Raw genomic sequence first — 14668 nt, forward strand, 5'->3', positions numbered from 1 at the left:
AAATTGCGGAAAGGCCATTCTTAGCTTGGCTTACGATCGCTTTTCTAATAAAATGAATGTAAGAAGATTCAAATCAGGAGGTTTACGATGGAACAGACGAAAGAGACAAAAATATTAGTAGTAGATGATGAGGCAAGAATCAGACGACTTTTAAAAATGTACCTGGAAAGGGAAAACTATAAGATCGAAGAAGCCGAGAATGGCGATGAAGCCATCGATAAAGCCCTCGGCAACGATTACGATTTAATCCTGCTCGATTTGATGATGCCCGGAACCGACGGCATTGAAGTATGCCGCCAAGTACGCGATAAAAAAGCCACTCCGATCATTATGCTGACGGCGAAAGGCGAGGAAGCGAACCGGGTGCAGGGCTTTGAAGTCGGAACCGATGATTACATTGTAAAACCTTTCAGTCCGAGGGAAGTGGTGCTGAGAGTCAAAGCGCTCTTGAGAAGATCATCGCAAACCTCTTACCTGAATACAGATACAACGGCAAAAAATGTTCTTGTTTTTTCTCACTTATCCATTGATCACGATGCTCACAGAGTCATGGCGGACGGGACCGAAGTCAGCCTGACGCCGAAAGAATACGAACTGCTTTACTTCCTGGCCAAAACCCCTGATAAAGTATACGATCGTGAAAAGCTGCTGAAGGAAGTATGGCAATACGAGTTTTTCGGCGATTTGAGAACGGTCGATACCCATGTTAAACGTTTACGTGAAAAACTGAACAAAGTCTCGCCGAAAGCTGCGAAAAAAATCGTAACAGTATGGGGTGTCGGGTATAAATTTGAGGTCGGAACCGAATGAAGTTTTGGAAGAGCGTAGTCGGTAAACTGTGGTTTACCATACTGCTTTTGGTTTCATTTGTCTTATTTATCCTTACGTTCTTTCTGCTTGAGTTTATTGAAAACTACCATGTTGATGAAGCGGAAGCTGATTTGACAAAGCTCGCCAGCAAGGTGGCCGTCATCATGGAAAACCATAAAGACCAGGAGACAGCAAGGTCGATCACATGGGAGCTTGCCGATGAACTGACGAGCATCGCAGTCATTAAAAATGAGAATGAATATTGGTATTCGCCGCGGGAACATCAAAAAGTGGCTTCCATCACATTAAAAGATATTAAAAACGATCCCGATCTGAACGAAGCCCTTCGCAAGCATCAAAAAGTGCAGAAAAGGACGGTTATCTCCAATCAAAAGAACGATCAGCTGATTGTCGGTGTACCGTACGGGAAAGGCGAAGATGAAGGCATGGTGTTTCTTTCTCAATCGCTTCTTGCCGTGAAGGATACGACACAGCATACGACGAGATACATCCTCTTTGCCGCTGCAATTGCGATTGTGTTAACGACGATTTTCGCTTTCTTCCTGTCAAGCCGGATTACTTACCCGCTCAGAAAAATGCGGCAGGGTGCCCAGGACTTGGCAAAAGGGAAGTTTGATACGAAGATTCCGATCCTGACCCAGGATGAAATCGGTGAGCTGGCGATTGCCTTTAATCAAATGGGGCGCCAGCTGAAGTTTCATATTACGGCACTTAATCAGGAAAAGGAGCATTTGTCGAATATCTTAAGCAGTATGGCCGACGGCGTGATCACCATCAATATCGACGGGACGATCCTTGTGACAAATCCTCCGGCTGAACGCTTTTTACAGGCTTGGTATTATGAGCAGAACATGAATGTAAAAGAAGGCCATGAACTGCCCCCTGAAGCCCGCGAGCTTTTTCAAAACACGGTCAGCACGGAGAAAGAGCAGATGATTGAAATGACCCTGCAAGGCAGAACATGGGTGCTGCTCATGAGTCCGCTGTACAATCAGTCCCATGTACGCGGAGCGGTCGCCGTGTTGAGGGATATGACGGAGGAAAGACGGCTTGATAAGCTGAGAAAAGACTTTATCGCAAATGTCAGCCATGAGCTGAGAACACCGATTTCGATGCTTCAAGGGTACAGTGAAGCGATCGTTGACGACATCGCAAGCTCTGAGGAAGAAAAAAAGGAAATCGCACAGGTCATCTATGACGAGTCTTTAAGAATGGGAAGGCTTGTGAATGATTTGCTGGACCTTGCCAGAATGGAGGCGGGGCATATTTCCTTAAACGTTGAACCGGTGGAGCTCCGTGAATTTTTTGAGAGGGTGTTCAGAAAGTTTTACGGAGTGGCCGGAGACAAAGATATTACGCTTTCTCACAATCTTGATCTGCACGAAGCCAAATTTGTGTTTGATCCGGACAAAATGGAGCAGGTATTAACAAACCTGATTGACAACGCGATCCGCCATACAAATGCCGGTGGCACCGTACATGTCGATGTGCAGTCAGCGCAAAGCGGACTGAAAATCGCCGTGAAAGACTCGGGCAGCGGCATTCCCGAAGAGGACCTGCCGTTTATTTTTGAACGCTTTTACAAGGCTGATAAAGCAAGGACGAGAGGAAAAGGCGGGACGGGCCTCGGACTTGCGATCGTCAAAAACATCGTCGATGCACACAACGGATCGATCACCGTCCACAGCATGCTGAACGAAGGTACTTCCTTCACGTTTTACATTCCAAGAAATAAGCAGGATGATGGCCAAATTTGACGAAGAATCTTGTTCCATAAGAAACAAAGAGCACCTGTTCATGCAGAACAGGTGCTCAGTTATTTGAGGGCAAGATGTATCCAATTTGTAAAATTTCTGCTTATCCTGAAACGTTTAAGCCTTTGTTGCCGATAAAAAAGTGAGAATTTCAAAAAACAGATGAACGTCGAAGAGGAAATGGATGAAGTATTTGGGACAACCGGAAACTTTATGATAGTGAAAACCGCATATGGAAATGATCGCTCCCGTTCTGATAATCTATAAAAGGCAGTTCATTTTTTTCTGTGCCTTAAAGTCCGCCAGCGATCCAATTGCGGACTGTCAAATGAAGACTTTGGTTTGGATTTATGTATAATCTCTATAGAAGGATGCGAGAAACAAAAGAGATTTTTTTAGATAAAATAAGCATGAAACAGGGAATGAGTGATGACTTTATGGATAAAACCAAAATACTGATTATTGAAGATGATGAAGCAATTGCTGATTTGCTTTCATACGGGCTGACGTCCGAAGGTTTTGAAACGTGTACGGTCAATAACGGTTCTTCAGGAATGAGGAAATTAGATCAGTTCAAACCTGATTTTCTGCTACTCGATTGGATGCTGCCGGACTGCAGCGGTTTGGATATTTGCAAAAAAGTGACCGAAAGCTATAATATTCCGATCCTGATGATCACCGCCAAATCAGATATTACGGATAAAATACTTGGACTGGAATTCGGAGCCGATGACTATATTACAAAGCCATTTGATCTGCGCGAAGTTGTCGCGAGAATCCGCACGATCCTTCGGCGTCTGGAACAAGCCCATCATGTGAACGAACGGGAAACGGAAAAAGTGGATGAGATCCGGTTTAAAAATATCGTGATCGTTCCGGGGGAAAGACTGGTGAAAAAAGACGGGGCAGCCGTCGAATTAACTCCGAAAGAATATGATCTGCTTATGACTTTAGTTGACCATCGGGGAAAAGTTTTTACGCGTTCAGAGCTTTTGGAATTCATCTGGGGATACGATTTTTTCGGTGACACCCGTACAGTCGATACCCATATTCAAAGACTCCGCAAAAAGCTTGATGCAAGCGACTCGATTAAAACAGTGTTCGGCATCGGATATAAATTCGAGAAGCAGGAGGAGTAGAGAGTGTTACGGACCATCAAGGGCAAGTTTATTGTTGGCTTTTTTCTGATTTTTTCTCTCTCTTTCCTTGTGCTCAATCACACGGTTAAGAACGTTATTTGGTCGAGTAATGAAAAAATTGTAACATCGGATTTAGTCGAACTGAAAAAAAACAGTATCGTCTATGTAAACCAAGCATTTTTAATCAATCACTATAAAAACAATGAACTTTATTTCGGTGATATGGCCGATGAAATAGTAGATAATTTAAATCACTCCACAGGAAGCAATGTCGGTGTTTATACCGTGAATGGCGCATTGTTGGCTTCTTCTGATCAAAAGGTGTTTTCCCGAGGGAGTGATGAAGATCTTAAACAGGCGATCAAAGGAAAGACTGCCTATCATATCACCTATAACCGCAATAAAGCAGAAGTGTTTTTTTCATATCCGGTTGTCGTTGAAGGCACAAAAGTAGGCATATTACGCTTTTCGAAAAATTTCGACCTGCAGTATAAGCAAAGCGGAGAGATTCTGGATATTGTTTTTTACATCGCACTTGCCATATTTGTGGCGGCGTTTCTTTTCTCCTATATCCTGTCCAGACATATCACGATTCCTCTCGTCAAGCTGACAGATGCCACCTCACAAGTCAAGAAGGGAAAACTGGATATGGATATCCACTTTAATAGAAAAGATGAAATTGGGCAGCTTGCCGTCAACTTTAACGACATGATCAGCAGAATTCGAGAACAAATTTTAACTATCGAAAGGGATCGCGATCGTTTAAAGGAACTTAACGAACAAGAAAAACGATTTTTTGACAATATGACGCATGAGCTGAAAACACCTCTGACTTCCATCCAAGGATATGCAGAGATCATAAAAGATAAAGGGGAATCGGATCGGGCATTTTTTGATAAAGGAATGAACCACATTGTTGAAGAAAGCAGGCGCCTGCATCATTTGGTGATCAAGCTTCTTGAAGTATCCCGGGAAACGTCCAAGGGTGCTCAATTTGACAGGATCGACGCAGGGGAAATTTTAAATGACGTTTGCGAATCGATGAAGTTTCGGGCAGAACGGTATAAGAAAAAGATCGCCTGTGACATTGAGGATGGCCTGTACGTTCACGGTCAGGTGAGCAGGCTGCGCCAGCTCTTTATCAATCTGCTGGACAACGCCATCAAGTACAGCTTATCTCATTCGGAAATCATCATTAAGGCCGAAATCGTTGGAGAAAACATTCTTTTTACATTCAAGAATCCAAGTGCTCCATTGGAAAATGACCAACACTCCAAAATGTTCCAGCCTTTTTATTCAGTCAATCAGAAGATTAAGGAAGAGGGAAGTGTAGGTTTGGGATTAAGCATTGTAAAAACAATTGTTGACGAACACGGAGGAACAATCGAGATGTTCTACGAGGAAAACCATACAGTGATTCATGTTGAATTAGCTTACGCAAAGGTTGAGAAATGATGAAAAACAAACCGTTTATCATATGGGCAGGAGTGCTGTTGTTTCTGGTCATTATCGTGTCCAGTTATAATGTCGGAAAAAGGTCGGAAACGATTATTATCCCAAGCGGGGAAGAAAATCATAGCGATAACCAGAAGAAGACCCGCCCTTTTCAAGTCAATACGATCTATCGCCTTCCAAAAGCAGGGCAGCTGCTTGGGTGGTCTTCACCGGATTCCGTTGTCGGTTTTTTCAAGGGAGATGGGACATCCGAACGTACAGCGCTCAGCCTTCAGCGTCTTTCCTCCCCCTATGAAAAAGCTGAAATCGTAAAAGGCATTGAAAGCAACATGTCCAACCTAAAAATGTCTCCAGACGGAAAGCACATCGCCGGAGTCACTTTGGGATTAAGTAAGGCATCAATGCAGCTGCTTTCGACAGCGAACGGGAAAAAAACAGAAATCGCCAGCATCTCCGCCAGCAATGAGGTCTATGTTCAAGATGTTTCATGGTCAAATAATAGCAGATACGTTTGTTATCTCGTTTTAGATGTCGGGCAGGGGAATCAGACCAGCCTTCGTGTTTATGATACGGATTCCGGAACGCTCAAAACGTATACATTGAATGATTTCGCGGAAAAAAATTCGCTTACGGGAGTTAACATCTCCGATAATGGACGAGATTTGCTGCTTACCGTGTTACAGCGTTCCGACGAGTACGGGATCAGAATGGGGACCATTGACGGCAACCGCATTAAAATCCACGACAAGCGTCTGGACAGCCGTGGCGCCCCTGTTTGGTTAAACAATGATCAATTTGTATTCCTGGACACAGGGGAAACCCTGTACGAATATGATCGCAGAAACGGCGAGTTGTCTGCTCTGCTCGAAAAAGTAACTGTTTTTAAATTCTCAAACGACTTAAAGAAAATCGCTTACTCTTTGAAGGATGAAGACAATATCTATGCAGGCAAGCTTCAAGGGAAAAATATCCTGTATGAAGAACCGATATACCACGGCACCATCCCTTCGGAAATATATTGGAGCCCGGACGGCAACAGCCTGCTCGTTAACGCTCAATACCAGTATCCTGCCATAGAGAGTGCATCCGCGCGATTTTTAGAAGAACAAGCTTATATTATCACATTTAAATAACCGATCATTGTCCACTTTAATATCAGGCGAAAAAACCTTATTTCAGTTAAAAACTGAAATAAGGTTTTTCTTTTGTAAAGACCTCATGTTTTCCACCCGTTTATTCCCTTCTTACTATTTTCTACAGGGTAATCAGTCCGATTATTTACTCCTCAAAAAATGATGTTTTTCTTCTTTTTGTGACATTTTGTTTACAAGTTGGTCGAACTTCTGCGATATCTTCCCCTTATATTTAAAGAGCATCCTTCTTATAGAACATTGTCTTCAAAATAGCAGCTTAAAAATTGTCATTTGTATGTGACGAGTTTAAAAGAAACCTAGTGATTGATAATTATAGCCTAAGGAGTTGGAAAAAGTGTCAAATTCACCAAAAGAAGATCATAAATTGAGCGCACTAGGAAAATTAGTGTTGGGTATGTTGATTGTACTGGGTGTCACTTTGTTATGCATATCTTGGAATGCACTTGCCGGCCCAAAGCAGGAACCAATAAAAGAAAATTCCGCCGCGTCAGCGCCGGGAGGCAAACATAAAGCAGAGAAAAAAGAAAACAAGCAAACAGCGCCGGAGATCGGAAAGGTCGTCTACTTGTCATTTGACGACGGACCGAATCCTGCAGCTTCAGATAAAATCTTAAGTTTGCTCGATAAGTATCATGCAAAAGCTACATTTTTCATGTTAAAACCGAATATTGAACAAAATCCCGATATTGTGAAGAAAATGGTTGAAAACGGCCATTCTGTCGGCTCTCACGGAGTGACGCATCAAGTATCGAAAATCTATAAATCTCCTGAAAGCTTTGCAGCAGAAATGAACGATACGCTGAAAACGATCAAAGAAACGACCAACGTTGACACACATTTGATCAGATCGCCTTACGGATCAAAACCTTACATTACCGGTCCATTTCAAGAAGTCATTAAGCGCGACCACTTTAACCTTTGGGATTGGACTGTTGATTCAGAGGACTGGAAATCTGCAAATACAAACGGTCAATTTGTGAATAATGTGATTCAGCAAGTCAATAACCTTTCGGGTGTTGAGCCGCTTGTCGTATTAATGCATGAAAAACCGACGACTGCCGCCCATTTGGAAAAACTGTTGAAATATTTCCAAGAAAACGGATATGAAATGAAACCAATGCATGATTCGATCAAACCGGTTCATTTCAGATGGAATTAAAAATATGAGATGCATCAACAAGGAAGGGATAGTATAGTGAAAATGAGAAAAAGAAAACTAAAGATGAAAAATTTGATATTGTTTGCCCTCGCGCTAGTGATAACGATTGGCAGTGTGGTGTCATACGGGATTTACCGTACCGTCGCAAAATCAATTAATGGAATGTACGAGCCTCTTCATCGGGATGCCGAGCAGAAGGACGCTGCTCCGCACGATCCTATATCCATTCTTTTATTAGGGATAGATGAGCGCCCTGGTGATAAAGGACGCCCGGATTCTATGATTGTTATGACTGTTAACCCGGACACAAAGAAAACGACCATGACAAGTATTCCTCGTGATACAAGGGTGTTTATCAAATCAAAGAATACCTTTTCGAAAATGAATTCGGCCTACACATATGGGGGAATTGAAGGGACCGTTGAAACTGTAGAACAATTTTTGAACATTCCAATCAATTACTATATCAAAATCAATATGGATGGGTTTAAAGATATTGTAGATGCAATTGGCGGCGTAACGGTAGATAACCAGATTGATTTCACCCTTGAAGGCGTGCATCTGTCAAAAGGGAAGCAGCATCTTGATGGCAAAACTGCTTTGACATATGCCCGGATGAGAAAAGACGATCCCCGCGGTGATTTTGGACGTCAAGAGCGTCAGCGTGAGATCATCAACGAAATTGTTCATGAAGGTGCACAATTAAAATCATTAACAAACTATCAAGAGATTTTGTCAGCGTTAGAAAAAAACATCAAAACAAACTTAACACTAGACAAAATGATCGATATTCAACATTCTTATAAAGAAGCTGCTAAGGATATTAAACAGATAGAAATTGAAGGTGAAGATAAAAAAGTTGACGGCTTATGGTATCACCTAGTGACTGATGAAAAGAGAAAGGAGATTTCCAAAAAGCTTCGCCAACAATTGGACTTAAAGTCATAAACGGATGGACATCATCCATCTCAAAGGATCCGCTTTATTTGCCTGACGAGGCCAAAAACGTTCCGATCGGAGGAACGAAAGCCTTATGCGGGCTCATCTTAGTGAAAACGGGGGTTCCTATAAGTTTGGCACCTGTTCATTTAGAACGGGTGCTTTTATGTTTGTTAAGTTAAAATTAAGCTTAACTTTAGTTAAACCCCCTTTCCATTTTCATATATTCGTAATATAGTTGTAATAGTTGTAATGTAACCTTTTAAGATTGACAAACGACAATAAATTGAACGGAGGGGTTTCAGGTGGAAGAAACCTTTCAGAAAATATATGATCAGTATCATCAGGATTTATTTCAGTTTTTATTTTATATGGTAAAAGACAAAAACCAGGCGGAAGACTTAGTTCAGGAAGTATACATCCGCGTCCTGCATTCTTATGAAACATTTGAAGGCAGGAGCAGCGAAAAAACCTGGCTTCTTTCGATTGCGCGGCACGTTGCGATCGACTGGTTCAGAAAGCAGCAGACGATCCGCCAACGGATTTTGGGGACGTTTGACTGGGAGAAACAAGATGTAAAAGACCGCAAGCCTCTGCCTGAGGACATCGTGATGCAAAATGAAAACCTTAAGGAAATTTTCGAGGCCCTTGACAAGTGTACGCTTGACCAAAGATCCGTCATCGTATTGCGGTTTATCCAAGGGTATTCGATCAGTGAAACAGCAAAAGCCTTGAATTTTTCCGAAAGCAAGGTAAAAACCACTCAGCACCGCGGTCTGAAAGTGCTTCGTAAACAGATGGAGCTTTTGAAGGAGGATCCAAAGAATGAAGAAGTCAGAATGGAACGAAGAACGGCTGAAGGCGTTACTAAGCCAACTTCCAACGGTTAAGGATAATCGTTCGGCAAATCAGATCTATCAAAAGCTGATTTTCGCACCAAAGCGTAAATCACCGAAAAAACGGGTCGGCGCATTTGCTGCTACAGTTTTGGTTCTCTTTCTTCTGATGCTGATCACTCCTCAATTAATCGAACAGATCAGATCTCAAAACAGCGCCGATGCCAACATTTCTTCTGACGGAAAATTGGTGCAGACGGAGGCTGATGCTGCCAAGTCTGAACCGGCAAATACGTTTGTCGTCTCCCAGAATCAAAAAGACGACTATATCACCTTTGCCTTCCTTGACGAGTCCAAGTCTGTCGTTGTCCCGATAAGCCTTAAGAAAAGTATAAGAATGACGAACCTTGAAGATGCGCTTCACGCGTACAGCCGGCTTGGAGTGGACCAATTTACATCATTTGATACAGCTTATCTTGATCAGGTGAAGTTCAAAGAACAGAAAAACAGTAAAAAACTGACGATTCAAGTGAATGAGAAAATACCGGGGCTTTCAGTCGATGATTTCGAACGGCTGAAAAATGTGATCAACGAAACCTTTAAATGGGGTTCGTATGATTCTGTTCTGTTTATTTCCAATGATAAATCAGGTGTTGAATTTGAAACATTCGGAATGCTCGCCGATATGGCGATTATGCATCAAACGCAAAAAGGCTATTATTTATATGAAAGCTCCGATGGACGCCGGTTCCTTGCACCTTCAAGCGAACCTTACGAAACGGTGCAGGAAGCGATAAAGATGATGAAAAATGAAGAAAGCAGCACTCATTTACAACCTATTCTATCTGATGATACGCAGATTGAAGATATACAAAAGAATGGAAAAGAACTGATCATTCAATTTTCTTCCTCCGCGAATATTGAAAATAAACCTGAAGACGTCTTGATGGTGGAAGGCCTTCTATTGACCGCCAAAGATTTCGGGTTCACAAAAGTGAAATTTAAAAATGCATCTACAAACAAGGTCGGCGCCTATGACTTGTCGAAATCTGTACAGGTTCCGTACGCACCGAATCCGATGACGATAGAAAGCTAAAAGACTCCACGTACGGAGTCTTTTTTTAATGTATAAAATGTATTGATTTGGAAGTATACTAAGCTGTCTCCGAATGGGGGGAATTTTACCGAAGATGCATGTAATAGGAGGATATGGAAAACTTTGAAGAAACTCAGACATCAAAACTTCCTGTTCGCGATCGCATGGCTTTCGGGGCTTGCGCTTTTCGTCACCGCGCCGGGGGCGGCAGCCTCAGAGTGGATAGAACCGATTAAAGGGGAGATCACAGATCAATTCGGGACGAGAGGCGGAAAGCATAAGGGGCTTGACATCGCTGCTCCCGAAGGGGAGGCTGTAGCGGCAGCCGCAGACGGAACGGTAAGTAAATCGTATCAATCCGACTCCTACGGCCAAGTGATATTTATCAAACATGACAACGGGTATGAAACCGTTTATGCCCACTTAAGCAAACGCTTGAAAAAGGAAAAAGAACGGGTGAAAAAAGGCGAGCAAATCGGAATCATCGGCAATACGGGAATATCGACCGGAACCCACCTGCATTTTGAAATGCATTACGGTTCATGGACTGAAGATAAAAGATATGCAATCAATCCGCTGACGGTGTTTCGTGAAGAGGCGTTCCGGCAAAATTCTGTCCACGTTCATCAAAACGCCGGGACAATGAGCGGTGCAGTAACCGTTCAAAAAGGGGACACGCTCTGGAAAATCAGCAGGGATAGCGGTATATCAATCGAGGAGATCATGAGAATAAACGGGTTGAAACATTCGAATCTTAAGACTGGCCAAACACTCCGCCTTCATGCCGATGAATCGAAGACCGGCACATATGTGGTGCGGAAAGGGGATACGCTTCATCATATCGCCGAAAAAATGGGCGTTACTGTACAGCACCTCATCGAATGGAACGATTTGAAAGGAGAGCAGATTTATCCCCGCCAGCTGCTTGAGATCAGGGAGAATTCCTGAAAAAACGGAACCCGAAAGGAATTCCTTTCAGGTTCCGCGGTTTCTTATTAAGGAAGGTCGATGATTTTAACAGACACGATATCCGGGATGTTTTTCAGCTCATCTAAAATGTCGTCCTCAAGGTGGCGGTCAAATGAAAGCATCATGATCGCTTCTCCGCCTTTTTCTTTTCGGCCCACCTGCATAGTCGCGATGTTGATGTCATGGTCTCCTAAAATTCGTCCGACATGGCCGATAGCCCCTGGTTTATCCTGATGGTGAATATACACAAGGTGTCCAGCCGGATAAAAATCGATATCAAAGCCGTTTAAGGCAACAATACGTCCGCCGAAGTGCGGAATGTACGTCGCTCTTAAAGAGAATGTCGTCACATCTCCGGTAACAGTCACAGAAATGCAGTTTTCATAGCCTGACTCATTGGAAGAAATTTTTTCGCTGAAGCTGATGCCGCGCTCTTTCGCAACGGTGCCGGCATTCACTTCGTTAACGGTAGCCGCGACCCGCGGCTTCAGGAATCCGGCCAAAAGGCTTTTCGTAATAAATGACGTTTCAAGCTTGGCGATGGAGCCTTCATATTGAATGGCTACATCTTGAACAGGCTCATTCATGCACTGGGACACAAGGTTTCCGATCGTATTGGCAAACTGATGATAAGGCTGGATTTTTTCGAATGAATCCTTTGTCATGGCCGGAAGGTTGATCGCGGACATTACAGGATTTCCTTGCGCATACTGAAGGACTTCTTCGGAAACTTGTGCAGCAACATTCAGCTGGGCTTCTTTTGTTGAAGCGCCCAAGTGAGGAGTCGCGACCACAAGCGGATGATCGATCAGTTTTGAATCGATCGGAGGCTCGACTTCAAATACGTCCAGGGCAGCGCCTGCGACATGTCCGCTTTCCAGAGCTTCCAAAAGCGCCGCTTCATCGATGATGCCGCCTCTTGCACAGTTAACGAGACGAACGCCTTTTTTCGTCTTTGCAATGGTTTCTTTGTTCAAAAGTCCCTTCGTTTCTTTTGTGAGCGGGGTATGAACCGTAATGATGTCGGCGTATGCCAGAACTTCTTCAAAGCTGTTCGCATTAACGCCGAGCTTGCTTGCCCTTTCTTGAGTCAGGAACGGGTCAAATACATGAACGGTCATGCCGAACGCTTTTGCGCGGCTCGCGATTTCGCTTCCAATGCGGCCCATTCCGATGATGCCGAGCGTTTTTCCGTAAAGCTCTGAACCGACGTAAGCCGACCGATTCCACTCCCTTGATTTAACGGAGATGTTTGCCTGCGGAATATGTCTCATTAACGCTGAAAACATTGCAAAGGTATGTTCAGCAGTTGAAATTGTATTTCCGTTTGGCGCGTTTACGACGATGACACCGTGTTTTGTCGCCTCGTCAATATCAATATTGTCGACTCCGACACCTGCTCTGGCGACGATTTTCAGCGAAGTCATCTTTTTAAACAGCTCTTCGGTCACCTTCGTGGCGCTCCGCACCAAGAGAGCGTCAAACGTATGAAGCTCGTCTTCCGCTTCCGCAACATTCTTTTCTACAATTTCAATAAAATCTGCTTCCATTAATGGTTTGAGGCCGTCGCTGGACATTTTATCTGAGACCAATACTCGAAACATGTAAGATTTCCTCCTAAATAAGCGTCATAAATATCTGATAATTTACCATATTCCATAAAGGGTGTCAATGAGTTTCGTGCGGAAAGACGAAAATTAAAAATGAAATAACTGTGAATGTGCGGTTTTTAGCGTGTGGAAAAAGTGAGTTTGCCGAAATATCCTGCCGCACGTCCGAAAACAGCGCAATAAGCTTTGAATCTGTACATTTTTTCACAATTAATTTATAATAATATCAGTATTAAAAATAAATAAGATCAATCTTCGGGGCAGGGTGAAATTCCCTACCGGCGGTGATGAGCAAGCGCTCTAAGCCCGCGAGCCTCTTTAGGGGCAGGATTCGGTGCGATTCCGAAGCCGACAGTATAGTCTGGATGGGAGAAGATGGAGGTTCCGTGCGTTTTGAAATGATATTTTCAAACGTTTATTTGACCTGTCTGTAAAACAGCCCCGCTTTTTCAATAAAGCGGGTTTTTTGTTTAGGGCAGGGGAAAGAACCATTCCTCTTTTCGTGAGATGTGATCGAAAAGGAGAGAGTGACAAAATGAAACACAACAAGGTGAGACGTCTCGTCTCAATCAGCATGCTGAGCAGCATCGCATTTATTTTAATGATGCTGAGCTTTCCAATCTTGGGAGCATTCCCGTATTTAAAAATCGATTTCAGTGATATCCCGGCACTGCTCGCTGTTATTTTGTATGGTCCGGGAGCCGGAATTGCCGTTGAAGCGATCAAAAACGTGCTGAATTACTTTATTGCAGGAAGCGCCTCAGGCGTTCCGATTGATCAGGCGGCTAACTTCATTGCCGGAACATTGTTTATCCTGCCGGCAGCTGTACTGCTTAAAAAATCAAGTTCTGCCAAAGGGTTTGTCACAGCTCTTTTCGCAGGGACGCTTGTGATGGCCGTTTCGATGAGCATTTTAAATTATCTATTGTTTCTGCCTGCCTATACTTGGTTTTTAAATGCTCCAGTGCTATCGGGAGAAGCGCTCAAGACTACAGTTCTGGCCGGAATCCTGCCTTTTAATTTCATCAAAGGCATCGCCGTGGCTCTCGTGACCACGCCGATTTTCCTTTCGCTGAAACCGCGGTTGAAGGAAAACGTCCGCATGGCCAAATAAATAGACATGAAAATACCAGGCACATGTGCCCGGATATTTTCAGCTGCAGAAGAAGCCGGATGTCTTTAGCCGGCTTCTTTTTGCTTGTTGGTAAAGCCATGCTTATCTGATAAAAAAACATCCGGCACCTTGCGCACCGGATGTTTTTTTGGCTTTATTCGTGTTTAAGCGGGTCGCCTTCGAACGGCTCATCCGCAACTTTGATCGAATCTGTAGGACAGCCTTCAAACGCGTCCATCATGTCTTCTTCTAAGACGTCAGGGACTTCGACGACACCCTGATTATCGTCAAGGGTCACAAATGCGATTCCCTCATCGTCGTAATCATAAATATCAGGAGCCGCAGCACCACAAGCTCCGCATGCGATGCACGTATCTTTGTCTACAATTGTATATTTTGGCATGAATAAAAAACCTCCCAGATTGTTCTTCGTTGGAACAAATGGTTTAACCCTCTATCTATCCGATATGAAACCTATTCCCATTCCTTATTGTAATGGTGTTAATCTTACATTTCAACTCAAAAATATTGAGAATGCTTATCACACAAGGGTTCTACTGCTAACATACCCCTTTTATATGAGTTTAAACGTCGATTTCTCCGCAAAATCTG

The 14668-nt window shown here is 43.4% G+C and carries 13 protein-coding genes and 1 riboswitch; of the genes, 11 read left to right on the forward strand and 2 right to left on the reverse strand.

The window, feature by feature from the left end; genetic code table 11:
* Positions 1-87 precede the first annotated feature (87 nt).
* From H2R00_RS03180 to H2R00_RS03225, 10 genes are all read left to right on the forward strand, one after another.
* Positions 88-810: a response regulator transcription factor gene (locus H2R00_RS03180; RefSeq protein ID WP_043928422.1), complete on the forward strand. Its 723-nt coding sequence runs from the start codon at positions 88-90 to the stop codon at positions 808-810.
* The gene (locus H2R00_RS03185; protein ID WP_154994296.1) at positions 807-2588 is read left to right on the forward strand and encodes an ATP-binding protein; all 1782 of its coding nucleotides are present in this window, start codon (positions 807-809) and stop codon (positions 2586-2588) included. Before H2R00_RS03180 ends, H2R00_RS03185 begins: the two co-directional genes overlap by 4 nt.
* Positions 2589-3022: 434 nt before the next feature.
* Positions 3023-3724 carry a response regulator transcription factor gene (locus H2R00_RS03190; protein WP_154994298.1) on the forward strand — a complete coding sequence of 234 codons (702 nt, stop codon included), beginning with the start codon at positions 3023-3025 and terminating at the stop codon, positions 3722-3724.
* Between the two features lie 3 nt (positions 3725-3727).
* A complete protein-coding gene (locus H2R00_RS03195; protein ID WP_182070448.1) occupies positions 3728-5179 on the forward strand; it encodes a HAMP domain-containing sensor histidine kinase in 1452 nt (483 codons plus the stop codon).
* On the forward strand, positions 5176-6312 hold the full coding sequence (locus H2R00_RS03200) for a WD40 repeat domain-containing protein (RefSeq protein ID WP_182070449.1): 1137 nt from the start codon (positions 5176-5178) through the stop codon (positions 6310-6312). Before H2R00_RS03195 ends, H2R00_RS03200 begins: the two co-directional genes overlap by 4 nt.
* Before the next feature lie 355 nt (positions 6313-6667).
* The gene (locus H2R00_RS03205) at positions 6668-7492 is read left to right on the forward strand and encodes a polysaccharide deacetylase family protein (RefSeq protein ID WP_154994304.1); all 825 of its coding nucleotides are present in this window, start codon (positions 6668-6670) and stop codon (positions 7490-7492) included.
* A gap of 33 nt (positions 7493-7525) precedes the next feature.
* The gene (locus H2R00_RS03210) at positions 7526-8440 is read left to right on the forward strand and encodes an LCP family glycopolymer transferase (protein ID WP_154994334.1); all 915 of its coding nucleotides are present in this window, start codon (positions 7526-7528) and stop codon (positions 8438-8440) included.
* A gap of 296 nt (positions 8441-8736) precedes the next feature.
* Positions 8737-9321 (forward strand): RNA polymerase sigma factor SigX, encoded by a 585-nt coding sequence (gene sigX / locus H2R00_RS03215; protein ID WP_003183073.1) that lies wholly within the window; start codon positions 8737-8739, stop codon positions 9319-9321.
* Positions 9257-10363, forward strand: coding sequence for an RsiX family anti-sigma factor (locus H2R00_RS03220; RefSeq protein WP_154994306.1), 1107 nt, complete (start codon positions 9257-9259; stop codon positions 10361-10363). Before sigX ends, H2R00_RS03220 begins: the two co-directional genes overlap by 65 nt.
* Positions 10364-10486: 123 nt before the next feature.
* The gene (locus H2R00_RS03225) at positions 10487-11311 is read left to right on the forward strand and encodes a M23 family metallopeptidase (RefSeq protein ID WP_182070450.1); all 825 of its coding nucleotides are present in this window, start codon (positions 10487-10489) and stop codon (positions 11309-11311) included.
* A 47-nt stretch (positions 11312-11358) separates the two neighbouring features.
* On the opposite strand, the gene serA is transcribed toward H2R00_RS03225, so the two are convergent.
* The gene (serA, locus tag H2R00_RS03230) at positions 11359-12936 is read right to left on the reverse strand and encodes a phosphoglycerate dehydrogenase (RefSeq protein WP_182070451.1); all 1578 of its coding nucleotides are present in this window, start codon (positions 12934-12936) and stop codon (positions 11359-11361) included.
* A gap of 253 nt (positions 12937-13189) precedes the next feature.
* A riboswitch (FMN riboswitch) is annotated at positions 13190-13323 on the forward strand.
* A gap of 154 nt (positions 13324-13477) precedes the next feature.
* On the opposite strand from serA, the gene H2R00_RS03235 reads away from it, so the two are divergent.
* Positions 13478-14056, forward strand: coding sequence for an ECF transporter S component (locus H2R00_RS03235; protein ID WP_154994311.1), 579 nt, complete (start codon positions 13478-13480; stop codon positions 14054-14056).
* Positions 14057-14210: 154 nt separating this feature from the next.
* On the opposite strand, the gene H2R00_RS03240 is transcribed toward H2R00_RS03235, so the two are convergent.
* The gene (locus H2R00_RS03240) at positions 14211-14459 is read right to left on the reverse strand and encodes a ferredoxin (protein WP_003183064.1); all 249 of its coding nucleotides are present in this window, start codon (positions 14457-14459) and stop codon (positions 14211-14213) included.
* Positions 14460-14668: the final 209 nt, after the last annotated feature.

It is taken from the genome of Bacillus haynesii (genome assembly GCF_014042035.1).
In the GTDB taxonomy this organism is placed as follows: domain Bacteria; phylum Bacillota; class Bacilli; order Bacillales; family Bacillaceae; genus Bacillus; species Bacillus haynesii.